We start from the raw sequence: 24,417 nt of genomic DNA, 5'->3' as shown, positions 1-24,417 counted from the left end.
TCAGGTCTCCTCGAGCGTACGAAGAAGCTTGCGCGTGAAGTCCGAGATCCACGCGGCCTTGTCACCGGACGAGAGGTGCTTGGCCGCGAGCGTCTCCGCCACGGCCGGCATCGCCGTGTCGAAATCGCCGCCGAGGGCCCAGGCCGTGATCACGTACGTCACGAGCTCGAGCTCCGTCGTGAAGCCATGCAGCGTGCGCGCGCGATCGATCTGATCGGCGACGAAGTACTTGAGCGAAGGCCTCGGCTCTTCCCGCGCGTCCGGGAACTGCACCTGGAGGAAGTTCACCGTGCGATCCGTGAAGCGCTCCTCCGAGGCCTTGGCGAAGGCGCGCATCTGCCCAGGCCGCAGTTTGTAGAGGAGGTCCTCACGCCTGCGCGGCGCGCCCTCGACGAGGCGCTTCCAGAAGAGCGCGCCGAGGCCGTCTTCCGTGGGGATGCCGTACTCGCTCACCGGGCCGTAGAAGTCGTCGAGCTCGGGCGGGGTGCAGCAGTCGAGCCACGTGACGAGCACGCGCGGATCGTAGAAGCGGAAGTTCATCTTCGTGCCCGCCGGCGACTGCACCAGGAGGTAGCGGCGGAAATGACGCCGCATGCCTTCGAGGTTCGTGTCGGCGATCGCGAAGATGCAGAGGCTCGGATCCTCGGCGAGGCCCTCGCGCAGCCAGCTCCAGGTCGAGAGATCCACCTGGAAGAGGTACGGCGCGGCGTCGGCCCACTCGGTCGCGTCCTTGGGTCTGTAGAGACAGACCGCGGCGTGAGGGCCCGCTTGTGCCGCCTTCTCCGCGACGAACGGCGCGTCCGCCGCGTCGACCGCGGCAAACAGGCGGCCCGCGCGCGCGAGGCGCTCGATGCCGTCGGCGAAGGCCGCGGTCGTGACGAGGGGGGACTCGTGCTCGTTCATGCCGGTGTCCATCGAGCCTCGTTCCCCCTCAGAAGTCGCACTTGATCGGCGTGAACGGCGCAGCCGCGCGTTTCGCAGCCTTGAGCGTCAGCGCCTGGGATTTGTTGCGGATGCCGACCGCGTCGACGATGACCCCCGGCGGTTGATCGGGCGGGGGCGCGCCGGGCATGTACGGCGGCGGCACACCGCCGATGAGCACGGTCATGCAGCCGATCGCGATCGGATCGATGCCCGCGACGCCGGGGACGCCGGGCGCCTTCGGGGGCTCCTTCTTCTGTTCGGCCGGGCCGATCTCGATGTTGAACTTGAAGCCGAGGCCCGCGAGCAGCGCGCCGACCTTCGCGCCGAACCCCATGCGGAGTTTGCCGTCGCGGTAGCCCGCGAACGCGCTCGCGCGCGCCTCCGCCGTGAGCAGCGCGCCCGAAGCCTCGCCGCCGATGCTGACGTCGAGGTTCACGAGCGGGATCGTGAACGTCTTCTTGCCCGCGACCTTGCCCTCGACGACCGACGCGCCCGCGCCCGCGGACGCCTCTGCGTACGCGGACTCGAGTTTGCCGTCCTTGACCTCGGCCTGGATGCCTGCGGCCGCGTCGGCCTTCGCCGTGAGGACCTTCGCTTCGCCGGAGACCTCGCCCCAGCCCTTCGCGTCGCCGGCCTTGCCCGAGGCCGCGAAGAGCGAGCCTTCGACCTCGGCCTTGCCGCCGGCGTTCGCCTTCATGTTGCGAACGCCTTCGAACTCGGCGTTTGCCCCGTACGAACCCTTCGTCGAGCCCGAGAAGAACTGCGCGTAGTTGTCGACGGGTTTGCCGTCGGGGCCCTTCGGGACCGTGCTCGCGCTCCAGAGCTCCTTGTTGGCGCCGACCGCGACCTTGGGCTTCCACGCCTGGTCCTTCGGATCGCGGCCGTTCACGACCTGGTCGATGGCCTTGTCGCCAGCCTTGTTGTTCGCCTTGTCCCAGGCGTCGCGCAGCGACTTCTCGCTGTAGTCTTCGCCGTCGGTGGCGTACTTGTTTTCCTTCGTCGCGGCCCCGTCCGCTTTGAAGGTCCACTTCGCCTGCTCGGGTTTGTCCCCGCTGCCGCCGCCCAAGGCGGTGGAGGGAATCATGCAGGTGCACGCGTCGCCCACGCGCGCAGCGCCGACCTTGTTGATGAAGACCGTGAGCGAGGTCTGCGTGACGGGCCCAGGGCCGTGCAGCGGGCAGACGTGTTTGTCGAGGAGGCGCGCGGCGGCCATCCCGCCGATGGTGACGTCGGGCGAACCTTCGGCGATCACGCCGCCGTGCACCGTCAGATCACCTTTGCGTGCGGCTTGCGGCATGGCGGGCTCCTAGCAGTTGATCTTCACGAACGGGCCGCCGTGGATGACGACTTCGCCGCCGGCCTTGAGGTTGATGTCCCCGTCGGCCTTGAGCGAGATCGTGGCTCCGTCGAGCACGATGGTGGCCTTGCCTGTCGTCAGCGTGATCTTGCCGTCGACCATCTCGATCATGGTCTCCTGCTTCTCGACGTCGGGGCTGCCCATGGCCTCGACCTTGAGATCCTTGGGTTTGGCCATGACGAGCGTGTACTTCGATCCGACGAGCGTGGTGTCGACGGCGCCGACGACGCTCGATCGGTTTGCCCCGACGACCATCGTGCGGTTCGCGCCGGTGCGTTCGGTCTCGTTGCGCTTGACGAGCTTCGAGAGATCACGCTGCGCCTGGACGAAGAAGAGCTCCTTGCCCGCCTTGTCCTCGAACATGATCTCGTTGAAGCCGCCGGTCGTCGGCGAGCTGTTCGTCTTCCAGGTGCTCTTCGTCTTCTCGTCGGGCAGCTTGTACGGGACGCGGTTCTTGCCGTTGTAGAGGCGGCCGACGATGACGGGTTCGTCCGGGTTGCCCTCCCAGAAGCCGACGAGGACCTCCTGGCCGATGCGCGGGATCGTCATCATGCCGTACGCGGCGCCGGCCCAGCCCTGGCTCACGCGGATCCAGCAGGTCGAGGTCTCGTCGTACTTGCCGTCGCGATCCCAGTGGAACTGCACGCGCACACGGCCGTACTCGTCGGTGTAGATCTCCTCGCCCTTCGGGCCGACGACAAACGCGCTCTGCAGGCCGTTGATCTTGGGGCGCGTCGTGCGCTGCGCGGGACGATGCGGCACGTCGACGAACGTGGCCTCGCCGGAGAGCGTCCACTCGCCGTCGGGCGTGCCTTCGTGGAGCGCTTCGAGGACGAGCAGCTTCTTGCCCGGATCGAGGTCCTCGCGCGGGTGGTTGTCGATGCTGAAGATCACGCCCGGCGCGAGATCGAAGGCGTTCGCCTCGTACGACACGACGCGCTTCGTGCGGCGCTCGGCTTCGAGGAGGATGTCCGCGCGGCGCTTGCCCTCTTTGTCGTCGGTGAAGGCGCCGTGCTCGTAGACGTATTGCTCGTAGAAGTCCTCCTTCTTGGCCTTCTCGGCCTCGCCGCGGAGGAGGAACTTGGGTTTTTCGAAGTCGTAGTCGCGGATCATCGCGGCGCCGGGGCGGACCTGGTGCGCGAGGTGGACGCGGCAGATCCACTCGTTGTTGCCCGGCTGGTTCGGGTTCTCCGCGTGGCGGATGGGCTTGCGCGCTTCGCCGCGCGTGGGCGCGTCGGCGAGGTGCAGCTCGCTCGCGACGTTGTTGCCCTTGAGGACCTGGCCGAACCAGTACGAGATGCCTTCTTCTTCGAGCAGGCGGCTCACGAAGGCGAAATCGGTCTCGCCGTATTGGACGCGGTACTCGTGCTCGGGGTGCGGCTCGGTGAGCTTCTCCTTCGGCTCGATGCCGTACTCGCCGAGGACCTTCTTCACGATGTCGGGGATCGACATCTTCTGGAAGATGCGGTTGCCCTTGCGCTGCGTGAGCAGCCACATCGTGGGCACGATCCGGACGAGGTAGGTGGAGAGCCCGAGCGAGGTGCCCGTCGGCGGCTCGACGTCGATCTGCTCGGCGTGGCTGACGACGCCGGTCCAGCCGCGCGGCACGTTCAAGTTGCCAATCGCGAGCAGGCCGCCGGCCTTGCCGACGAGCGATTCGAGGTCGATGTCTTCCTTCGGCGAGCGCGCGACGACGTTGGCGCTGAAGAGCGTCGAGATGCCCTCGTGCACCGAGAAGTGCCGCACCGAGAGGCTCTGCTCGCCGGACTCGAAGGAGAGATCGAGGATCGCCATTGGCCCAGCCTACGGAAAGGCGGGCGAGACATGCAAGAGGGCCGAGTTACGCAAAGGCATATCGACACCCCGCGTCATGCTGATGGAAGGCGCTATCCGTGAAAAATGCTGCCGGCGGTGTAGATTGGCGTGGCCGGGACCCCCATCGCGCGGGGGCCGTGGTCCGGCATGCCGAGGCGGAAGGGGATCGGCGGGATCAGCGGTCCGCGTCGCGGAGCTGTTTCTTGAAGGTGAGGCGGACGATGGGGACGATGGTGGGGTCGTCCTGGATTTCGCGTTCGAATTGGAGGACGTCGTAGTAACCGCAGCGGCTCTTGCCGGGGTATTCGCGGCAGGCCTGGGGGCGGCCCTCGTAGATGGTGCAGCCGCGCGTCTCGGGGTGGAGGAATTTGCAGGACCTGCCGAAGAAAGGATCTTTCTTGCGGCGAAGGATGCGGCCGCCGAAGCGGTGGACGGTGAAGCGTTTCTCGGCGACCTCGGGGGTGAGGCCGAAATGGGAGGCGAGCCGCTTGACGTCCCGGGCCGTCACCTCGACGCGCTCGTAGATGGAGCAGCAAAATGCCACGCACTTGGTGCAATCGTATTGAACGCGCGTTCGTCCGGCAGCCACGGCTGACTCCAGGGAGAATTGGAAATGGTTGGATGCCGCGTCCCCTGACGAGGCGGCGCGAGTCTAGGCGCATCGAAGGCCGAGGTCGAGGGGGTCCGAAGGGGGTTCGTCCAGGCAGGCGAGGTGAGTCAGAGTACGCATTCAACGCTTGGGGGCTACGCTCGGACAAGCCGAGCTGCGCCCCCAACCCCCGCTCGGGACGAACCCATCCCGTTCGGGGCGGTCTCCCGCGTGTCCGAAGCGGCCAGGATTGTGTGTAGTCTCGCAATTCGTCGTGACGGGGTCGAATGCGGGCGCTACCTTTCATGGACTCACGCGGAGGTGCTGTTCATGCGTGTTTTCTTGGGCGCCGCTCCGCTTGTCTTGCTGCTCGCGTGCTCGCGCCCGGCTTCGCCCGAGGATCACGGCACGTCGGCCGAGGCGCTGTCCGGGCCGCCGCGAATGCAGAGCCTCGCGTCGGTCGGGCCCGCGAGGGTGAGGCCGGCCCCGCCTCCGGGCGGGCGGCGATTCCGGGTATCGCCGTCCGGACGAGACGCAAACGATTGCTCGGAGCGCAATCCGTGCCGGGAGATCCAGCGAGGCATTTCCCTCGCGACGGCGCCGGGCGACGTGCTGCTCGTGGAAGACGGGGAATACGCGCGCTTCACCGTGGACGGGCTGAGAGGCGAGCCGGGCCGGCCCATCACGATTTTCGCGGTCGGCAGGCGCGCGCTCGTCCGGCCGGACCCGAATTGCAAGAACCAGAACGCTTGTCGGGATAATATCATTCTACGGAAATCCCACCACGTCGTCCTCGACGGGATCTCGTCGCACGGCGCGCCGCGCGCCGCGGTGGCCGTGTTTTACGGGACGAACGTGACGATCCGGAACGGGACGTTCCTCGACAACGGGCGGTGGGGGATCTTTTCGTCGTTCGCGGACGACATGACGGTCGAGAACAACGAGATCCGGCGGAGCCGGCGCGAGCACGGCATCTATCTGTCGAACAGCGGCGACCGGCCCGCGATCCGCGCAAACGTGCTGCGCGAAAACGACGGCTGCGGCGTCCAGATCAACGCCGACATGCGCGAGCGGCCCGAGACGGACAAGTACGGCAAGAGTTTTTACGATGGTGTGGCCGACGGGCTCGTGACCGGCGCCGCCATCGAGCGGAACCTGATCTTCGGCAACGGCGGGGGCGCGCTCGCGAACAACAAGAAGCGGAAAGGCGCGGGGATCAACCTCGACGGCGTGCAGGACTCGATCGTGCAAGGGAACGTGCTCTACGACAATGCAGCGTCGGGCATCGTGGCCTTCGGCGACGCCGACGGAATGGAGCAGGACGCGGAGGAAGACGGGGACGGGCGTGCCGGTCCGAAGGGGCTCTCGATCGTGCACAACACGGTGGTGATGCCCGAGGGGGCGCGAAACGCGCTGCAGCTCCGATTGAGCGCGGGGCCGAACGTGGTGCGGAACAACATCCTGTTCCACCGCGACGCGCGCCGCGCGGGGCTCGAGCTCGTGACGGAGAAGGACGCGAAGCTCGTGGAGAGCGACGGGAACGTCCTCGATCGGGTGGCGATCGGCGATCAGGTGCGGTCGCTCTCCGATTGGCGAAAGCAGCTCGGCAAGGACGGGCATTCGCTCTCCCTGCCGCTCGCGCGGCTCTTCGTGGATCCGTCGCGGGGCGATTACACGCTCTTGCCCGCGTCGCCGGCGGCGCGGGCCGCGACGGCGGATCCGGTGGACGAGCACCAGGATTTCATGGGGAAATCACGCATGCGGCGGGAGAAGGGGCACAGCATCGGGGCCTGCGAGGTGGCGCCCTCGGAGGCCCCGGGGATCAAGGGGTCGCCAGTCGGACCACGCGCTCACCAGCGATGAGGACGAGGTCCTTTCCATCGACGGTGACGGCGCGGACGCCGCGCGGCGCGACGGAGAGGGGCGGCGCGCCCTCGCTCGCGAGGCGGCCCGGCGCGCCGCTGCCGAAGACGTGCGCGAAGAGGCTCGAAGGCCCGATCGCGCCATTCGTGTCGGGCTCGACGACGACGAGCGTGTGGCCGAAGTCGTTCGCGATGACGAGCTCGCCCGTGGGGAGGAAGGTGATGTCGCTCGGGCGGTTGAGGCGCAGGTCGGAGAGGGCGCCGGGTTTGGCGACGCCATACCGCTGGCTGTCGCCGGAGATGACGTTTTCCGCCGTGAAGGGGCCCGCGGCAGGGACGCGGCGCACGGCGTTCGAATCGTACGAGGCGACGTAAAGATCGCCGTTCGGCGCGAAGGCGACGCCGCTGATGTTCGGGCCGAGGCTGAGCGGAACGTCGTCGATGTAGCCGGGCTGGAGCGTGACGCCGAAGGTGGTGATGGGCTGGTTCGTGACGTTGATGATGCGGAGGTAGCTCGAATCGGCGAAGTAGAGCGCGCCGCTCGGGCCGACGACCGCCTTGCCCGCGCCCGTGTTGATGGCGACGCGCGAGGTCGCAGCGAGTCCCGCGGCCTGCTGTTCGGCGGTCGTGGCGGCGCGGCCGTCGCCCGCGACGACGGACAGCAGGCCCGTCGCGAGGTCGACCTTCGCGACGCGCGGCAAGCTCGCTTCGAGCAGATAAAGCGCGTCGCCCGCGAGCTCGACGCCGCGCAGGGTGGCGAGATCGGAGGTCGTGGCCATGCCGTTCGGGCCGATGGTGTTGCCGGTGTAGCCCGTGCCCGCGAGGGTCGTGAGCAGGTTCGTCGTGCGATCCTGCGCCACGACGCGCGCATCCGAGGTGTAGACGTAGCGGTTGTTCGCCGCGTCGACGCGGATGGAGCTCAGGCTGTTCAGCGCGCGGAGGGAGAGCCCGGGGAGATTGTCGACCTTGCTGGGGCCGATGCCGGCGACGGCTTCGACGAGGCCCGGATTCCCCGCGGCGTCGAAGAGGACGCGGCGCAGGCGGCCCTCGGTGAGGACGAGGAGCGAGCCGTTCCGATCGACGAAGGGGCGCGAGAAGAGCGCGAACGCGGCGCTCTTGGCAGGGCCGCCGTCACCCGCGTATCCGGCGTTCGGGATGGCCTTGCCGGCGGTCCAGCTCCCGGCGACGAAATCGATGCAGTCGCTCTCGTCGAGCGCGATCGCTTGGCTGCCGCCGGCAGGGCGAACGCGGCGCACGAGGCCGTGGCGGCTGCCAATGAGCAGGTCGCCGCGGACTGGATCGACGACGGCGCCGCGGTTGACGCCGAGCGATGTGGTGATCGCAGGGCAGCCCTCGGCGGGCAGGCTCGAATTGTTGCCGCCGCCCGCGAGGTGCAGGCTCTCGGCGTACATCGGATCGCCGGCCGGCGGGCGGTTCGCAGGGATCTTGCGGACCTGGAGCGAGGTTGCCGTGTAGATGCTGCCCTCGGCGTCGAGGGTGACGGTGAGCGGGTTGACGACGCCGGGGTTCGCGATCTGATCAACCGCGTCGGCCGCGATCGTGACGCCCCAGGCCGTCGTTGCCGTGCCCGTGGTGTTGATCGCGCGGATCGTGCCGTTGTTGTTGTCCGCGACGAGCAGGATGGAGCCGTCGGCCGTGAAGGCGAGGTCGCTGATGCCGTTGAAGCTCGCGCTGAGGCGATTTCCGCCGTTGCCGCCGTTGCCGCTCGACGCGGTGCCGGCGTAGTCCGTGATGGTGCCGTCGGTGCGCTTGGCGCGGAAGATGCGGAAGCCCGTGGCGAAATACGCGTCCTGCGTGACGGGGTGGATCGCGACGGAGCCGACGCCCTCGGGCGCTTGCGCGACGGTCTGGATGGTCTTCGGCTGGATCGTCTTGCCGAACATCGTGACGGGCGCAGAGCTGTTGTTGAGGACGCGGACGCGCTTGCGATCGGCGATGTAATAGTTGTTGGCCGCGTCGGTCGTGACGAACTCGCCTTCGATCGAGGCGAGCAAGGGATCCGCGCCGTCGCCGATCTCGGTCTCCTCGGGGCCGCCGCCGGCGAGGATCGTGTAATCCCCCGTGACGCCGAAGACGCCGGCGTTCGTGGTTTGTCCGGCCGAATCGATCAGGATCTCGGCCGGGCCGAAGTCGACCGCGGGGACCTCGACGACGAGCCGATGGGGCTCCGCGGAGAGGACGACGGCTTCCACGCCGTCGAACGTGACCTTGTTCATCGCGGCGCCCGGGGCGAAGCCCGACCCGCGGAGGACGAGCGCGCTGCCGGGCGCGCCGCCGGCCGGGGTCGTGTCGAGCACGGAGAGCACGGGCGTGGTGCCGGTGATCGTGGCGGCGACGTAGCTTCGCGCGGGCAGGCGGCCCGTGGCAGCGAGGTGGATCGGGCCGGTGACGGCGTCCGCGGGGACGGTCACGACGGCCTGCGTGCCGGCCGCGTTGATCGAGGTGACGGTCGCAGGCGCGGCAGCGCCGGAGAAGGTGACGGCGAGATCCGCAGGCTGGAGGCCGACGAAGCCGGCGCCCGTGAGGGTGATGCTCTCGCCGGGCGCGTGGGCCGCGTCGAAGCCTGTGACCGCGAGCTCGGCGGGGATCGACGCGTCGGTGATCGTGAGGGGGAGCCAGTTCGAGCGGAGGCCGTTGATCTCGATGGCGACGGCGCCGGTCGCGAGCGTGGACTCGGAGTTGCCGACGCCGAGCGCGAAGGCGAGGTCGCCGGAGGCCGCCTGGTTCGTGACGATCTTGCGGCGCGTGCCGCTGCGGCCCGGGATCGCGAGCTGGTTTGCCTCGACAGACGCCGGATCGAAGCCGAGGCCCTGGACCTTCAGCGTGGAGGAGAGTTTGGCCTGGGTGACGTCGGTCGACGCGGCGACGGGAAGGTGGGTGAAGCCCGGGGAGAACGTGGCTTGGGGTTGGCCGTTGATGGTGACCGTGACGGTGCGGGTGCGGGCGACGGCGGCGGGCGTGGTGACGCTGAGGGTGCCGTCGTCGAGGACCATGACGTCGGCGGCCGGGACGTTGCCGAAGAGGACGCCGATGGCGCCGACGAAGCCATACCCGCTGATCGTGACGAGCTCGCCGCCCGCGGCGCTGCCGGCGGCCGGTTGCATGCCGAGGATGTTGACGGCCGGCTCGACCTCGATCGTGTAGTCCTGTTTCGCGCTCTGCCCGTCGGGGCCGGTGGCCACGAGCGAGACGATTTGCGGCCCTTCCTGGCCGGCGGCGGGCGTCCACGTGACTTCGCCCGTCGCGGGGCCGACCTGCATGCCGTCGGGTTTGCTCGCGAGTGTGTAGGTGATCGTATCGCCGGGCAGGGCGTTTTCCTGGACGGCCTGTGACGCGTACACGTAGGGGTCGCCGACGCGCGCGACGAGCACCGGCATCGTGGTGAACGAGACCGGGCCGCGCATCTCTTCCTGTCCGCCGGAGCCGCCGGAGCCGCCCATGCCGCCGGCGCCGCCCATGCCTCCGATCCCGCCGGAACCGCCGATTCCGCCGGAGCCGCCGCTGCCTGCGGGGTTTGTCGTGCCGGTGGTCGTCGACGAGTCGTCGGAACAGCCCGTCGCGAAGGCGGCGAGCGGGAGGCTGATCAGGAACGCGAGCGAGATTCGGCTTTTTGCGCGGGAACGCATGGCGAGCTCCTCCTGTGAACGAAGGGGAAGAATCGAGGAGGATAGAGCGGGAGCCCTCTCCGCGAAAGGGGGGAGGGGAGCGGCGGTCAGTCAACCTTCTGACGCAAGCGGACCGTTGATCTGCAAGAGCCCGCATCCGAAGAGGCCGAGGGCCGCGATTCCAATCGCAAGATGACCGTGCTTCATGTCCGTTTCCTGTTCGGGGGCAGGCGTGATGGGTTGCCCACGCCCCATTCGGAGCGCGCGCCGCTCTCGTCGTAGGCGGTTCCGACATGCAATGGAAATCGGTTTCCAGCCCGAGAGCGACGTGACGGTGGCTCGCCAATGCCACTGGATGAACCGCGGGATCCCACCCATGACGAGAGGAAACGATTCTCCCAAGAGCAACGTGCGACGGGGCGTCGTCGTGGCGCCCGCGCCAGGAATTTGCTCTCGGCTGCCCTGCGCTTTCCGGACGGGTGCGAGATGGTTTATGTTCGAGTCGTCAGCATGGACTCAAACCAAACCGAGCTTTCTTTTATCGCCCTCGCCCTCGCCCTCGTCATCCCCTTCGCCGCTTGTTCGTCCGAGAGCGACAGCGGGACCATGACCGGCAGCGGCGGCTCTTCCTCCTCGGCCTCCTCCGCGTCGTCGGCCTCGTCGACTTCGTCGGCCTCCTCGACCTCCTCCGCGTCGTCGTCGTCATCGTCATCGTCGTCCGGAGGCGGCCAGGTGCATACCGACCTGTTTGCATGCGGCGTGACGACCGATTGCCCGCAAATGAACATTCACCTCTACCCGGGGCCGGAGGCGGCCGTCATCTGCGCCGCGAAGTTCCTCGTTTCGAACAAGCCGGGTGCGCTCAGCGCCATCGAGGTGCCTGGTGGCAACATCTTCGAGACCGAGCAGCTCATCATCGTGCAGGGCGACGGCAAGGCTCTGGTGCAATCGCGCCATCGGGAGTGCGAAATCGGGAGCTGCCCCACCCCGCTTCCGTGGGAGCCTTCCTCGGCGCATCAAATCTGCGACGTCGTCCTCGGCGACGGCGTCGCGGCAGGCTGCGCGGCCATGGACGACATGACGTGCCGGTGGTCGCCGTGGGGCCCTGGGAGGCTCGAGAACTGCGTGGAGGTCGAAGATTGGAGCTGCGACGACGTCGCGGCGGTCCTCTGATTTCAAGACCGTTGCAGGAGCCCCCTTGCGCCTCGGCGTAGCCGTCTCGTTATGCCCCTCGTACGATCTTTGCGACGGCTGCGAAGTGCATCGCGGCGGCGACGACGGTGCAGGCGTGGAAGACCTCGTGGTAGCCGAAGACGCCGACGACGGGGTTCGGGCGCTTCGATGCGTAGGCGAGGGCGCCGACGGTGTAGATGATGCCCCCGCCGAAGAGCAGGATGAACTCCGTGGTATCGAGGGCGCGTCCCACGGCGCTCAGAAACGGCACGATGCACCAGCCGGCGGCGACGGCGATGGCAGCGGTCACCCATTTCGGTGATCCGGACCAGAAGACCGATTTGAGGATGCCGACGGCTGCACACGCCCACGCCAATGTGCAAAGCTTCGTCCCGTCTCCGGGGCCCAGGGCGATCAGGGCGACGGGCGTGTACGTGCCAGCAATGAGGACGAAGATGGCCGCGTGATCGAGGCGACGCATCCGCAGGCGCGCCCTCGGGCCCCAGTTGATTCGGTGGTACGTCGCGCTGATCGAGAAGAGGGTGAGCAGACTGAGGCTGTAGACCGCGGCGGCCACCGAACGGCGGATCTCGGTGGCGATGTACACGAGCGCCACGCCCGCGACGAACGCGACCACCGCCGCCCATTGGTGGATGACGCCCCGGAGCAGGGGCTTCTCGGAGTACGGTTCGCCGCCGTTCGCAGCGGGCGTAAGCAAGTCGTCGTTCATGCGGGGGCCTTTCGCGGGGGCCAGCGGCCGCGCGTTTACCTACGGTAGCGTAGATACGAGCGAGGAGACAAGAGCTCAAACGGTCATGGGATGCCGTGGTGATCCTGACCGAAAAATGACTGCAAACGTTCGATTGACGGTCGGCGGGCCGGCGTAGAAAAACGAACCTTGGGTCTTGAAACCTACTCGGACGTAGGTAGAAGGAGCCATGGCTTCCGCGAGCGGCCATCGCAGCAACCGGCGCACCGACACCCGCGGGGCTAAACTCGCCACGATGCCGCCCCGAGCGCCCCGCCTCTCTGCTTCGGCCCGCCGCGCCTCGATCATCGACGCGGGTCGGTTCGTCTTTGCGCGACGTGGTTACGAGGCGACGTCGGTCGAGGAGATCGCCGAACGCGCCAAGGTCTCCAAGCCGGTCATCTACGAGCACTTCGGTGGGAAGGAAGGGCTCTACGCGGTCGTGGTCGACCGCGAGATGGACTATGTGGTCCGCAGGATCTCCGAGGCGATCGCCCAAGGCGGCCCACGCGAGCGACTCGAGCAGGGGGCCCTCGCCTTCCTCACCTACGTCAAGGACCACCCCGATGGGTTCGCGATCCTCGCCCACGACGCCCCTGCCGCCGGCGGCGGGATGTTGTCGTTGCTCAGCGACCTCGGCGTTCGGGTCAGCGAGGTCTTTACCACTTCTTTCAAAGCTGCCGGGTACGACGCTCGGGCGGCGCCCATTTACGGTCATGCCCTCGTCGGCATGGTGACGTTCGTCGGCCAGTGGTGGACGACGGTCCGCAAGCCCCCGATCGAGGAGGTGGCCACCCATATCGCGGCTCTCGCGTGGATGGGTCTCCGTCACCTTCCCAAGCGCGCAACGAGTCTCCCAAAGCGGTCGGGTTGATTCCCCCTCAGCACCTGGCGAGCCCGAGCAGCACCAGGACGGTCTCCGTGGACCGCTCCGCGAAATCGGCGCTCCGCGTGTTTCCGGAGGGGGTGAAGGCCCCCGCTGCCTCGATCTCGTTCTCGTATCGATCCTCGCCGACGTGCCGACGCCGTGGCTTCGCGCTCGCTCGGGCGACCCTCATTGACGAGATCGCCTCGGGTGGGTAGGGTCCGCGCCATGCACGAACCGAACGTTCGAGTCGATAGGAAACGATCGTATGCGCGCTGGCGGGGATTCTCCTCGCTTGCAATGGCGCTCGGCACGCTCGCGGCCTGCGGCGGCAACGAGGTCACGGAGAAGCCCGGCGAGGCCTTTCGCGAGCCGGAGGATGCGGCGGCCGAGCCGCTGCGCACGAAGCTCCGCGCGGGGTTCCCCGGGCAGGTCGAAGAGGTGCTTCGGTCGTCTCCCTTCGAATCGGATGAAGCCGGTTATCGTCGGCGCCCGCCCCGGGGGGTCGGCGCATGGGACGATTTGATCGTCGCGCTCCCGCGGGAGGGCGAAGGCGCGGTGCGCTTTCGTGCCGCCGACGGCTTCGAGCTCCTGGTGCGCGAAGAAGGCACGAGCGGCCGCGCATTCACGGTCGATGATGCCGTCGCGTATCCGCGCCGAGGAGGCACGTCCCTCTGGGTCGCCGGCGCGGGCGGCGTCGAGGAATGGCTCGTGATCGAGGCCGATCGCGCCGCACCGGGTGAGGTGCTCGGCGCGTGGCGTGTGGACGGGGCCGAGGCGCGAAACGACGCTTCGGGGGTTCATTTCTTCGATCCGGCCGGCCGGGCGCGTCTCCACGTCACCGCGCCGCGCGCCTTCTCGGAGGGCGGTCATCCGATCGGCGTGCGCCTCGCGCTCGACGGCGCGACGATCAAGCTCTACCTCGAGGATGCGCCGCCGCCCGGCGCGGCGCTGCTCGTCGATCCCGCGTGGACCACGGTCGCGCCGATGAACACGCCGCGCGATAACCACGCGGCGTCGCTGCTCGCGAATGGCAAGGTCCTCGTGACCGGCGGCTATTCGGTCGGCGACGTGGCCACGAAATTCGCCGAGCTTTATGATCCGGCGACGAACCTGTGGAGCTTCACGGGTTCCATGAAGGATGCGCGGTACGCCCACACGTCGACGAGGCTCGCGGATGGCCGGGTGCTCGTCGTGGGTGGCCTGAGCAGCATCTTCGGGAGCCTCGCAGCCGCCGAGACCTTCGACCCCGCGACGGGGACGTTCAGCCCGGCGGGCGTCATGTCGATCCATCGCTACACGCACCGCGCCGCGCTCCTGCCCGATGGCCGCGTGCTCGTCACGGGCGGCGCCGACGCTTCGACCGAGATTTACAATCCGGCCACGAATGGCTGGACGGCCGGCCCCGTGATGGACGATTCGCGCGAGGCGCACGCGCTCGTCACGCTGGCGAGCGGAAAGGTGCTGGCGATCGGCAGCGCGGGCCTTTCGGGAGGCTCGTTGACCGCGGAGGTCTACGATCCGGCGACGAACGGCTGGAGCCTCACGGGTCCGCTCAACGTGCCGCATGCCTACAATACGGCGGTGCTCCTCGGGAATGGGAAGGCGCTCACCTGCGGCAACACCGATTCCCAGGCCTTCTGCGAGCTCTACGATCCTGCCACCAATGCGTGGACGCTCACCGGATCCATGGTCAAAGGCCGCTACGCGCTCAGCATGACGCTCCTGCCCACGGGCAAGGTGCTCGTCGCGGGCGGCATGGGCCCGTCGTCGCTGGCGAGCGCTGAGCTCTATGATCCGAGCACCGGCGCGTGGTCCACGACCGCATCGCTCGGCCTCGCCCGCGGCTACCACACCGCGACCCTGCTGCAAAATGGGTCCGTGCTCGTCGCCGGCGGCGATCCTCCGAACGTGCTCTACACGACGAGCGCTGAGATCTATACCTCGACGACCCCGATCGCATGCAGCGTCCCGGCGGATTGCGCGAATGGGCTCTGCGTCGACGGGTATTGCTGCGACTCCGCATGCGGGGGGGGCGCCGCAGGTGATTGCCAGGCGTGCAACGTCCCCGGGGCCCAGGGCATCTGCAGCCCGATCGCCGCGGGCACGACCTGCCGAGTGGCCGCGTCTGCGTGCGACATGCCCGAGACGTGTAATGGTGTCGCGACGACCTGCCCCGTGGATGTCGCGCTGCCGAACGGCACGGGCTGCAACGATGGCAATGCATGCACGCAAAACGATACGTGCATGAGCGGCTCGTGTATGCCCGGCAGCCCCGTGATGTGCGTGCCGCTCGACACATGCCACACCGCGGGCACGTGCAATCCCGCGAGCGGCGTGTGCACGAATCCCGCGAAAGCGGACGGCAGCGCGTGCAACGACGGCAACGCGTGCACGCAGACCGATCAATGCGCGGCCGGCGTGTGCACGGGCATGGCCCCGGTCGTGTGCGCGCCGCTCGACGCATGCCACGAGGCCGGCACCTGCAATCCCGCGAGCGGCGTGTGCACGAATCCCGCGAAAGCGGACGGCAGCGCGTGCAACGACGGCAACGCGTGCACGCAGACCGATCAATGCGCAGGTGGCGTGTGCATGGGCATGGCCCCGGTCGCGTGCGCGCCGCTCGACGCGTGTCACGAGGCAGGCACCTGTGATGCCGCGAGCGGCACGTGCTCGAACCCCGCGAAGCCTGATGGCATGCCGTGCGCGGGTGGCGTGTGCGTCGCCGGTGCGTGCGCGATGGATCCGAGCGGCTCGGGCGGCTCCGGTGGCGCGGGCGGCAATGGCGGCTCAGGCGGCATGGGCGCGGGTGGCGCTGGCGGCGCGGGCGGCAATGGCGGCAATGGCGGCTCCGGCGGCGCCGGCGGCATGGGTGCGGGTGGCGCGGGCGGCAATGGCGGCGCGGGCGGCATGGGCGGCATGGGCTCTGGCGGCAATGGCGGCGCGGGCGGTATGGGCGCGGGCGGCTTTGGCGGCGCCGGCGGAGGTGGCGGCGCGTCGTCCTCGTCCTCGAGCGGATCGGGCTCGGGCGGCTTTGGCGGTGACGCTGTGACAGAGGAGGGGAGCTGCGGCTGCCGTCAGGTCGGCGGGGGCTCGCACGGCGCGTGGTGGGTGCTCGGGCTTCTGCTCCTCCCCCTGCGTCGAAAGAATCGGGTGAACCAGGCGCGCGCCTGAACGCGAACACGGGAGCCGCTGCCGTCGAATCGACGGCCGACTTCGCGGCACCACGGGCGCCTCCGCGCGCATGCACGCGCGGAAACCCAGGTCGCCGGTCTGTCCCCCCTCCAAGAGCACGTCCCGAATCCTGCTCCTCGCGGAAGCACGATGGTCCTCGTCCGCACCGACGTGTAGCATCGTGGAAACCTGGCCGTGTCCCGGCCATTTCCTTGCAAGCCCGACCGTAGGGGCGGCGGACACACCCGATCGACCGCACGCTCGACGAGATAAGGAAGACGCCTTGATGAACGATCGCTCTGGGATACATGGGCCGATGAGGCCTCCGCGCGCCGCGCGGCTCGCTGGACTCACGTTGCTTCTCCTTGGCGCCGCCGCCTCCGCCGTCGCGGCGACGCTGACGCGCGCGCCGTCGCCCGCCGCTGCGGGTTCGCCGGCGCCGCTCCTCCCTGCCTTCCGTGGTGGCGAGGGCGTATGGACTGCCGGAGGGGACCGATATGCCGTGCGCGCCTCCACGGAGGCATTCGAGCTCGCGCCCCTCGCCGACGGAAAAGGAAAAACCCCCGCCGCGCGCCCGTCGCCGCTTCGTATCGAAACGACGGACGTGACGCGCGGCAGCCGTTCGCTCGGCCAGGCCGCGTCTGCGGCGAAGCCGGCTGTCGATGCGGGCGGCGAGCTGATCCTCGACCGGGGCGAGGTCGCGCAACACCTGAGGCCCATGCCGGAAGGCGTGGAGCTGAGTTACACGTTCCCCGCGCGCCCCGAGGGCGAGGGAGACGTCACCGTTCGCCTTCGGGTCTCCGGCCAGGCGTATGCTGGCGAAGGCGCGGCAGGGCATCGCTTCGCGGATCACGCCACCGGGCTCGGCGCCCGTGTCGGACATGCGACGTGGATCGACGCCCGCGGCGCCCGCGCCGACGTGCCCGTGCGCGCCGTCCCCGGGGGCCTCGAAATGCGCGTCGCCGCGAATCTCGTGGAGACGTCCGCCTACCCGGCCGTGCTCGATCCGCTCATTTCACCCGAGACGGGCACGGATGATCCCCTCTTCGGTCCGGCCGGTTTTGCCGAGCATTCGACCTCGGTGGCCTTCGACGGCACGCAGCACCTCGCCGTCTGGTACGACGGCCGCGGCGCGCCGGCGACGATTTACGGCGCGCGCATCCTGCCCGACGGGACCGTCCTCGACCCGTACGGGCTCGGTCTCGCGGTGGGGAGCGAGCCACGCGTCGCCGAGGGCGGAGGCGTGTTTCTCGTTGCTTTCCTGAGTGGCACCGAGCTCCAGGCCGTGCGCGTGGATCCGAGCGGCGCCGTGCTCGACCCGACCCCGATCACGATTGGCGCCACCGGTGTCGGAGGCCAGGGATTCGGCGTCACCTATGCGGCGGGGCAATTCGTCGTGGCCTGGTCGAGCTCCAATGCCCCGGCTGGCCTGCGCCACGCGCGCATCACGCCGGCCGGCGCCGTCCTCGATCCGGGCGGCGTCGCTTCCATCGCGGGTCCGTCCTGGTCCTTCAGCGGCCTCGGGCTCGCTTCCTCGGGCGCGGACACGCTGATGGTGTGGCATTCGAATGGCATGCTCCGGGGCGCGCGTATCGACGCCCAGGGGGCCGTGCTCGACCCGGGCGGCGTCGACCTCGCACCCACGATGGCCGGTTACACGGGCGACGAGTTCATCAGCGCGCCGGCCGTGGTCTTCGATGGGACGAATCATCTCGTCGCGTGGGAGACGGCCTGGACCGAGAGGGCATTTCATACGGTCCGCGTGTCGGCCGCGGCCGTGCCGCTCGGGGCGCCGAACACGCTCGCCACCACGGATCCCATCAACGACGAGCTGATTCGCGTCGGGCTCGTCGAGACCAGCTCCGGGTTCCTCTTGACGTCGAGCAACAGGTGGGAGGTGGAGCTCGTCGAATCGGGCGGGACGCTGCGGCTCCTTCGGCTGGACGCGCAGGGAGGTTTTTTGGATCCGGCGCCGAGCACCCTCACGACGTCGGGCCGGGACGTGGCCATCACGTCCGATGGGACGAACGCGTTTGTCGCCTGGTCCGCGTTCGCGGGGAACGACTTTGGCGCACCCGATGTCGCCGACATCGTTGGGGCGCGCTTCGCGACGGATGGAACGCAGATCGATACGACGCCGATCCTGATCTCGGCGAGCGCGAACAGCCAGACGGACGTATCGCTCGGCTGGAATGGGCAGAATTACCTCGTCGCCTGGGAAGACGATCGCAACTACGCGGCGGGCTCCATGGACATCCTCGCGACGCGCCTTTCTCCCGCGGGGCAGGCGCTCGACACGTCGGGGCTGCCGATGGCCACAGGCCCGCTCCACCAACGTGATCCCCTCGTGGTCACGGGCGGGCCGTCGACCCTGCTCCTGTGGTCCGCGTTCGATCTCCAGGCGGGGGCTTTGGAGGAGCAAAACTCGCTCCGTGCTTCGCGCGTGGATGACCAAGGGATGCTGCTCGACAACCCGCCCCTTCAACTCGGGGAGTACAAGGTCGTCGCGGCGACGGCGGTCGCGGCCGACACGTTGCTCGTCCTTCAGTATGCGGGCGGCTACCTCTACGGCGCCCGGATTCCCTTCCGCCTCGACGCGCAAGGGAATGTCACCGAGTTCTCGGCGCTGCCCTATGGCTTCAGCGGCGCGCTCGCCTCCGACGGCACGAACGCCTTGTACGTCTGGGGCGCGGACCCGAATGGCACGGGATCGGGGAATCCGACGATCCTGCGCGCCTCGCGCCTCGACACGAACGGGGCGATGCTCGATCCGGGGGGCCTCACGGTCGCGAACCAGAACGAGATGCTTTGTGGGTTCGACGTCGCGTTCGGCGGGGGCGTCTACTTGATCGCCTGGAGGGCCTTTGATCTCGGGACGAAGGTCACCCGCGAGCGCGCGGCGCGTATCACGCCGGATGGAATGGTCCTCGATTCTCAGGGGCTCTGGCTCGACGAGCACCCGGACCCGAACGGGTACAATGGATGTCGCTACAGCCATTGGGAGCAGCGTCCTGCCGTGGCGTTCGACGGGAGCCTGTTCGTCGTCGCGCGGTACGCGCCTGGGGCTTCCCCGCGGCATGAGATTCTTCGGGGCGTGACCGTCGCTCCGGACGGGACGGTCAGCGCGCCGTTCGACATCTCGACCGAGCCTGGCATCCTCAAGCCCGTCGAGCTCGCCTCGCGCGGCGACGGGGAGACGATGGTGGCTTTCTCGCGGTTTGTCGAGGGCGCCCCCTACGAATCGGTTCGCGTGCGTCTTTCGCGGATCACGACCTGCGGCGTTTGCCCGAGCGGCTTTTGCTCGGACGGCGTCTGTTGCGACACGGCATGCGGCGGCGGCGATACGACCGACTGCATGGCGTGCAGCGTGACCGCCGGTGCGCCGGCCGATGGGGTGTGCGCCCCGCTCGACGGCACGACGTGCGGCGATGGGACGAACGTGTGCTCGGCGGGGACGTGCATGGAGCCGGTCGATCCGCAGGACGCTGGGACGGACGGCGGCGAGCCGCTCGATGCGGGAATGGATGCCGGTGAGGTGATTGATGCTGGAACGGACGGCGGCGAGCCGCTCGACGCTGGAATGGATGCCGGCGAGCCGCTCGACGCTGGGGCGGGCGGCGGCGAGCCGTTCGACGCGGGGACCGGCTCCGATGCGGGTCCGGGCGGCGGGCCCATTCCTGGCGGCGGCTGCAGCTACAGCGTAGAGGACGCAGAACGCGCGCCCTCTTCGTCGCTGCTCTTCCTGGGTGCGCTCGGGATCCTCTTGTCGGTCAAGCGGCGCGCAGGCGGCGCGCGGCGGTCGCACCCCAGGGCCTGAGCCGACCCATCCTCGGCTGCCTCGGGACTCTCAACCGAGAATTTCGCTTTCGCTCCCGGTCGTTCTGCGCATCTCCTCGCGCTCGAACGCCTCTTTTTGCGCCAGGAGCCACACCCGCGCGGACGCCTCGTCGTCGAAAAAGCCGGACACGTACTTCTCGCCGTGGATGAAGTTCGTGGCCCGATTCCACATGTTCACGAAGACCCGCAGGCTGAAGCCGGCGCCGATGTAGGCGGTGAAATACCGCTTGGCAGGCTTGGGGTTCGTCGCGCCGAGGCGCCGCGTCTCGCCGTCCATCCCCTCGAACGCGCGGATGTCACAGAGCAGGAGCACGGCGTCCGGCACGTTCGAGAGATCCTCCGTCGCGAGGATCTCGCGCATCTCGTTGTACGAGACGCGGCCGCGGTAGGTCATGGTGGAGACGTCGTCGTCGCCGTAGACGAGCGTGTGTCGCCCGATGTCATGGATTTTCATGCGACCGACGCCTGTGAACGAAGGTCGTTCCGGTTGAACGGGGCCAGGGAGCGGTCGAGCAGCGGCTTCGGTTGCATCAGGGCGGCGCGATGGTCGCTCCCGCCTCCGACAATGTCAACACGCGTGCATTTCCGCTCGTGCTGTCACCAATGCGGAAATGACCAAAAGCTGAAGGTGTGAGACTCGCTCTTTGTGCATCGACCGCATTGCGGTCGATGCTCCACGCGTCCAGGGCTGGCCCTGGTCCGGGTCGAGGGGTGGACAACCCCTCGTCGGGTCCGGGGTGAAACCCCGGCGCTACGCTGCTGCCAAGCCTCCTCACGCAATGCGATGCAGCAATGGCTCCCCCTGGAGCAGCCGCTTCACGTTGCCGGCGACGATGTCGGCGATCCGGGCGAAGGCTTCTTCGGTGGAGCCGGCGACGTGGGGGAGGACGACGACGTCGTCGCGCCGGTAGAGCGGGTCCGTGGGGTCCCACGGTTCTTCCCAGAATACGTCGAGCCCTGCGCCGCCGAGCTTGCCTGTCTCCAGGGCGTGGAGGAGGGCGCCTCGATCGACGATGGGGCCCCGCGCGACGTTGACCAGCAGGGCCCCGGGCTTCATCCGCGCGAGAAAGGCTTCACCGACGAGACCCCGTGTCTTTGGCGTGAGCGGGCAATGGATGCTGATCACGTCGGCGCGGGCAGCGAGGTCGAGGATGTCTTCGTGGGACGTGGTGCTGCGCGCGGCGAGGATACGCATGCCGAGGGCCTCGGCAATCCGGGCGAGGGCGGCGCCGGAGCGGCCGAGGCCGAGGATCCCGAGCGTGCGGCCGGCGAGTTCGATGCCGAGGGGCGCGCCGATGGAGCGCTCGGTGAAGGCGCGGCTCGCCCGGGGGAAGCGGCGCGCGAGGGCGAGGATCAAGAAGAGCGCGGCTTCGGCGACCGATTGCCCGTTCGTGCCAGGCGCGTTGCACACGGGTACGCTCCGGGCGCGCGCGGCGGCGAGGTCGATGCCTTCGGTGCCGACGGCCGGCTGCTGGATGAGGCGGAGCTGGCGCGGCGCGGCGATGACGGCGGCGTCGAGACGCGCGTTCGACGGCAAGAGGATGTCGGCGTCCTCGACTTGGCCGGCAAGAGGCAAGCTCGGGTCCCAGGTGCGCAGCGTGATGCCGAGGGGCAGCCGCGCGCGGATGGCGTCGACGATAGGAAACCAGCCCGTGCCACAGAAGACGATCTGCACCGGGGACCGTTACCGCCGTCGCGGCGCGGGCGCACGCGTCGAGGACGGTCCCGTCGCTCGGGCAGGCAGGCGTGTTCCCGCCGTGTGTGGAAAAAGATACAGGCTTTTCCGTACGTCGGCCGACCGAGTTTGCGGCGGAGGCGCAACCTTTTGCCGGTTCGCCGTCGGTTTCCGTTAGCATGGTCGATCGTATGGATTTGGCTCCGGGCTCAATCATCGCGGGACGGTATCGGGTCGACGCGCGTGTCGGAGCGGGCGGCATGGGCGAGGTGTGGGCCGGTGAGCACCTCGCGATCGGCATGAAGGTGGCGATCAAGACGCTGCTCGCCGCCGCTGCCTACGATCGCGAGGTGGTCGCACGTTTCCGGCGCGAGGCGAACCTGCTCGGCCGCATCCGGAGTGATCACGTCGCGCGCGTCGTGGACTTCGTCGAAGACCCGAGCGTCGGACTCGTGCTCGTCATGGAGTACATCGAGGGCCAGCCGCTCTCGAAGGTGCTGCACCAGCGAAGGCTCTCCGTCGAGGAGGCGATCGACGTCGGATGCGACGTGGTGGACGCGCTTGGCGATCTGCACCGCGCGCACGTCATCCACCGCGACATGAAGCCCGGCAACATCATGATGGAGCCGACGCCAAACGGAAAATCGCGCGCGATCATCGTCGACTTCGGCATGGGCCGCATCGAGTCCGGCGCAGGCGAAGATCTCGAGCAGACGAACCTCACGCGCGCAGACATGGCCCTCGGGACGCTCGAGTACATGGCGCCCGAGCAGATCCTGAACTCACGCGACGTGACCGCAGCCTCCGATCTCTACGCCGTCGGCGCGATGCTCTACCGCGCGATCGCAGGGCGTCACATCTTCGGCGACGCGCAAGACGCCGAGCTCGCGCGCGCCAAGTTGATGACGGACGCACCAGCGCTGCAGACAGGCCGAAACGATCGGATCTCGCAAGGGTTCGTCGCCGTGGTGACGCGCGCGGTCCAGCGGCGGCCGCAGATGCGCTACCAGAAGGCCGAGGACATGCTGAACGAGCTACGCGCGCTGCAAGACGCCGTGCGCGCGATGGCCTTCGAACAGAGCGGTGCGAGGCACCTGATCGCGCCGGCGAGCGTCGCAAACCCGAGGCCGTCACAAACGTCGTATCCAGGCTACGCCGCGACGCAGACGCCCATGCCGTATGCGCAGCAGCCGCAGGCCGCACAGGCGCAGTCCGCGATGATGCAGGCGCAGGATCGGCCCTCGCTGCCAGGCGGGCCAACGTCGAGGCCAAGCGCGACCTCCGCGCCCATCTCCCTCCCCATGGTTGCTCCGCGCCGCGGGATGTCCCCCGCAGCCGTGGTAGGCCTCGTGTTCCTCGCCCTCGCAGCAGGCGTGGCCGGAGCAGCCGTCTTTTTCCTGAACACAAGGCCCGCCGAGCCCACAAGCACCGCACCCGCCGCAACCCCCCAAGCCCCCGCGCCGAGCGCAGCCCCCGCGCCGCCCACCACAGCCGCGCCGCCACCTTCCGCAGCCGCGCCAAATCCAAGCGAAGGAGGCGACGGCCTCGAGGTCGAGCCCGCCACGACCGCAGCGCAGCCAACGCCAAGCCAGAAGCCCGCCGGGGCACTCGGCAGCGGCGCGTTCTCCGCGAAGCCATTCGGCGCCGGAAGCACAGGCACCACGAAGGCGCCCGCCGGTACGGGCACTGCGCCGAACGTCAGCAAGATCCAGTTCTGAACGGTTTGTCCGCTTGGCTGGGGGCGTTGCGCTGGGGCTTTGCCCCAGGCCCCACCGGGGCTGTCCGCCCCTGGACCCGGACCAGCGCAAGCGCTGGACTCGGGGTCGATGAACTGCGCGGTGCGCAGTTCATCGAACAGCCGCAAGTCAAGACCCTCAACGACCTTGCCAACGAAGACCGCGGCGCTGCAGGTTCAACCTGCAACGTGCCCGTTGCCTGCTCGAGACGCACGTCCCTGGTCTTGCCACCGGCCCGTTGGAAGAACTGCGCACCGCGCAGTTCTTCCACCCTCGGTCCAGGCCGTGCCTGGTTCGGGTCGAGGGGCGAACAGCCCCCGCGGGGTCCGGGGCAGCGCCCCGGCGCGGCGCCTCTCGCTCAGTTGCCGTCGTTCGAGCAGGCGAAGAACTGCGCGCCGCAGCCGTTCGACGAATTGTCGAGCAGACAGTTCTCGCACTCGGTTGCGGGGACCTGGCTCGACATGCAGGCTTCGCCGCACTTGGATGCGCAGGCGCCGTAGCACTTGCAGTCGGTGAAGGCTTCGTAGAGGGGGACGGACCCGGGGCAGAGCTCGGGTGGCATGTCTTCGAGCATGAACTGCTTGCACGATGCGCACGTCGAGGCGCCGCCGGAGCCACCCACGCCACCCATGCCGCCGGCGCCGGCTGCGCCGCCGGCGCCGCCGACGCCGGGGGCGCCGCCGACGCCCACGGCGATGGAGGTCCCGGGTGGGAAGGGGCCCGGCTCGGGGGCGCAGCTCCCGAAGCCTGAGCTGTCCTCGGTCACGTCGTAACAGCAGGTATCGCCTTCGAACGTGCCCTCGCTGGTGACCGCGGTGATGTTGGTCGAGCAGAAATCACCCTGGAAGAAGTCGAACGCCTCGCGCTGCGAGGGGCATGTGCCTTCGAGCTCGGTCCAGTAAAAGCAGGCGCGGTCGGTCCCGCATCCGGAGCTCGACACCGTCAGGAGCAGGCCGGTCGCGAGTGCGAGCGAGAGGAAGGGGAACGTCCGCGAAGAAAAAGAAAAGAAGCTCGGCTTTCGCATGCGTTCAGCGTG

General features: G+C 68.8%; 16 protein-coding genes. 6 read left to right on the top strand and 10 right to left on the bottom strand.

Annotation, left to right across the window (positions count from 1 at the left end; translation table 11 throughout):
* The 4 genes from POL67_RS33745 to POL67_RS33730 form a co-directional block, all read right to left on the bottom strand.
* On the bottom strand, nucleotides 1–915 hold the full coding sequence (locus POL67_RS33745) for a DUF4123 domain-containing protein (protein WP_271924725.1): 915 nt from the start codon (nucleotides 913–915) through the stop codon (nucleotides 1–3).
* 16 nt (nucleotides 916–931) lie between these two features.
* Entirely contained in the window at nucleotides 932–2,221 is a 1,290-nt protein-coding gene (locus POL67_RS33740; protein WP_271924724.1) for a PAAR domain-containing protein, read from the bottom strand.
* 9 nt (nucleotides 2,222–2,230) lie between these two features.
* On the bottom strand, nucleotides 2,231–4,075 hold the full coding sequence (locus POL67_RS33735; RefSeq protein WP_271924723.1) for a type VI secretion system Vgr family protein: 1,845 nt from the start codon (nucleotides 4,073–4,075) through the stop codon (nucleotides 2,231–2,233).
* 196 nt (nucleotides 4,076–4,271) lie between these two features.
* The gene (locus POL67_RS33730) at nucleotides 4,272–4,685 is read right to left on the bottom strand and encodes a YkgJ family cysteine cluster protein (RefSeq protein WP_271924722.1); all 414 of its coding nucleotides are present in this window, start codon (nucleotides 4,683–4,685) and stop codon (nucleotides 4,272–4,274) included.
* Nucleotides 4,686–5,015: 330 nt separating this feature from the next.
* Here POL67_RS33730 and POL67_RS33725 point away from each other — a divergent pair, with 330 nt between their 5' ends.
* The gene (locus POL67_RS33725; RefSeq protein WP_271924721.1) at nucleotides 5,016–6,548 is read left to right on the top strand and encodes a right-handed parallel beta-helix repeat-containing protein; all 1,533 of its coding nucleotides are present in this window, start codon (nucleotides 5,016–5,018) and stop codon (nucleotides 6,546–6,548) included.
* Here POL67_RS33725 and POL67_RS33720 read toward each other — a convergent pair.
* Complete coding sequence (locus POL67_RS33720) at nucleotides 6,508–10,194, bottom strand: IPT/TIG domain-containing protein (RefSeq protein ID WP_271924720.1); 3,687 nt, start codon at nucleotides 10,192–10,194, stop codon at nucleotides 6,508–6,510. The genes POL67_RS33725 and POL67_RS33720 overlap by 41 nt on opposite strands.
* 489 nt (nucleotides 10,195–10,683) lie before the next feature.
* Between POL67_RS33720 and POL67_RS33715 the strand changes: the two genes are divergently transcribed.
* Nucleotides 10,684–11,346, top strand: coding sequence for a hypothetical protein (locus tag POL67_RS33715; RefSeq protein WP_271924719.1), 663 nt, complete (start codon nucleotides 10,684–10,686; stop codon nucleotides 11,344–11,346).
* Nucleotides 11,347–11,395: 49 nt separating this feature from the next.
* Here POL67_RS33715 and trhA read toward each other — a convergent pair whose 3' ends face one another.
* Nucleotides 11,396–12,076, bottom strand: coding sequence for a PAQR family membrane homeostasis protein TrhA (trhA, locus tag POL67_RS33710; RefSeq protein WP_271924718.1), 681 nt, complete (start codon nucleotides 12,074–12,076; stop codon nucleotides 11,396–11,398).
* A gap of 274 nt (nucleotides 12,077–12,350) precedes the next feature.
* On the opposite strand from trhA, the gene POL67_RS33705 reads away from it, so the two are divergent.
* Nucleotides 12,351–12,968 carry a TetR/AcrR family transcriptional regulator gene (locus POL67_RS33705; protein WP_271924717.1) on the top strand — a complete coding sequence of 206 codons (618 nt, stop codon included), beginning with the start codon at nucleotides 12,351–12,353 and terminating at the stop codon, nucleotides 12,966–12,968.
* Nucleotides 12,969–12,975: 7 nt separating this feature from the next.
* Here POL67_RS33705 and POL67_RS33700 read toward each other — a convergent pair whose 3' ends face one another.
* Nucleotides 12,976–13,152, bottom strand: a complete 177-nt coding sequence (locus POL67_RS33700) for a hypothetical protein (protein WP_271924716.1) — start codon at nucleotides 13,150–13,152, stop codon at nucleotides 12,976–12,978.
* A 35-nt stretch (nucleotides 13,153–13,187) separates the two neighbouring features.
* Here POL67_RS33700 and POL67_RS33695 point away from each other — a divergent pair, with 35 nt between their 5' ends.
* Both POL67_RS33695 and POL67_RS33690 read left to right on the top strand, forming a co-directional pair.
* Complete coding sequence (locus tag POL67_RS33695; RefSeq protein WP_271924715.1) at nucleotides 13,188–16,133, top strand: tRNA wybutosine-synthesizing protein 4 beta-propeller domain-containing protein; 2,946 nt, start codon at nucleotides 13,188–13,190, stop codon at nucleotides 16,131–16,133.
* Nucleotides 16,134–16,449: 316 nt separating this feature from the next.
* The gene (locus POL67_RS33690) at nucleotides 16,450–19,950 is read left to right on the top strand and encodes a hypothetical protein (RefSeq protein ID WP_271924714.1); all 3,501 of its coding nucleotides are present in this window, start codon (nucleotides 16,450–16,452) and stop codon (nucleotides 19,948–19,950) included.
* 30 nt (nucleotides 19,951–19,980) lie between these two features.
* Here the strand turns inward: POL67_RS33690 and POL67_RS33685 are convergent, their stop codons facing one another.
* Nucleotides 19,981–20,424, bottom strand: a complete 444-nt coding sequence (locus POL67_RS33685; protein WP_271924713.1) for a hypothetical protein — start codon at nucleotides 20,422–20,424, stop codon at nucleotides 19,981–19,983.
* Nucleotides 20,425–20,742: 318 nt separating this feature from the next.
* Nucleotides 20,743–21,645 (bottom strand): 2-hydroxyacid dehydrogenase, encoded by a 903-nt coding sequence (locus POL67_RS33680; RefSeq protein WP_271924712.1) that lies wholly within the window; start codon nucleotides 21,643–21,645, stop codon nucleotides 20,743–20,745.
* Nucleotides 21,646–21,836: 191 nt separating this feature from the next.
* On the opposite strand from POL67_RS33680, the gene POL67_RS33675 reads away from it, so the two are divergent.
* Nucleotides 21,837–23,363, top strand: a complete 1,527-nt coding sequence (locus POL67_RS33675) for a serine/threonine-protein kinase (RefSeq protein ID WP_271924711.1) — start codon at nucleotides 21,837–21,839, stop codon at nucleotides 23,361–23,363.
* Between the two features lie 376 nt (nucleotides 23,364–23,739).
* On the opposite strand, the gene POL67_RS33670 is transcribed toward POL67_RS33675, so the two are convergent.
* The gene (locus POL67_RS33670) at nucleotides 23,740–24,405 is read right to left on the bottom strand and encodes a hypothetical protein (protein ID WP_271924710.1); all 666 of its coding nucleotides are present in this window, start codon (nucleotides 24,403–24,405) and stop codon (nucleotides 23,740–23,742) included.
* Between the last annotated feature and the right edge of the window lie 12 nt (nucleotides 24,406–24,417).

The sequence above is a fragment of the Polyangium mundeleinium genome (genome assembly GCF_028369105.1).
Lineage (GTDB): Bacteria > Myxococcota_A > Polyangia > Polyangiales > Polyangiaceae > Polyangium > Polyangium mundeleinium.
This window is presented reverse-complemented; position numbering and strand designations above follow the sequence as displayed.

Coding starts and splice junctions, on each gene's coding strand:
- POL67_RS33700 (WP_271924716.1), bottom strand. CDS start 13,152: ATGAGGGTCGCCCGAGCGAGCGCGAAGCCACGGCGTCGGCACGTCGGC.
- POL67_RS33695 (WP_271924715.1), top strand. CDS start 13,188: ATGCACGAACCGAACGTTCGAGTCGATAGGAAACGATCGTATGCGCGC.
- trhA (WP_271924718.1), bottom strand. CDS start 12,076: ATGAACGACGACTTGCTTACGCCCGCTGCGAACGGCGGCGAACCGTAC.
- POL67_RS33715 (WP_271924719.1), top strand. CDS start 10,684: ATGGACTCAAACCAAACCGAGCTTTCTTTTATCGCCCTCGCCCTCGCC.
- POL67_RS33690 (WP_271924714.1), top strand. CDS start 16,450: ATGAGGCCTCCGCGCGCCGCGCGGCTCGCTGGACTCACGTTGCTTCTC.
- POL67_RS33670 (WP_271924710.1), bottom strand. CDS start 24,405: ATGCGAAAGCCGAGCTTCTTTTCTTTTTCTTCGCGGACGTTCCCCTTC.
- POL67_RS33745 (WP_271924725.1), bottom strand. CDS start 915: ATGGACACCGGCATGAACGAGCACGAGTCCCCCCTCGTCACGACCGCG.
- POL67_RS33735 (WP_271924723.1), bottom strand. CDS start 4,075: ATGGCGATCCTCGATCTCTCCTTCGAGTCCGGCGAGCAGAGCCTCTCG.
- POL67_RS33705 (WP_271924717.1), top strand. CDS start 12,351: ATGCCGCCCCGAGCGCCCCGCCTCTCTGCTTCGGCCCGCCGCGCCTCG.
- POL67_RS33725 (WP_271924721.1), top strand. CDS start 5,016: ATGCGTGTTTTCTTGGGCGCCGCTCCGCTTGTCTTGCTGCTCGCGTGC.
- POL67_RS33740 (WP_271924724.1), bottom strand. CDS start 2,221: ATGCCGCAAGCCGCACGCAAAGGTGATCTGACGGTGCACGGCGGCGTG.
- POL67_RS33720 (WP_271924720.1), bottom strand. CDS start 10,194: ATGCGTTCCCGCGCAAAAAGCCGAATCTCGCTCGCGTTCCTGATCAGC.
- POL67_RS33675 (WP_271924711.1), top strand. CDS start 21,837: ATGGATTTGGCTCCGGGCTCAATCATCGCGGGACGGTATCGGGTCGAC.
- POL67_RS33685 (WP_271924713.1), bottom strand. CDS start 20,424: ATGAAAATCCATGACATCGGGCGACACACGCTCGTCTACGGCGACGAC.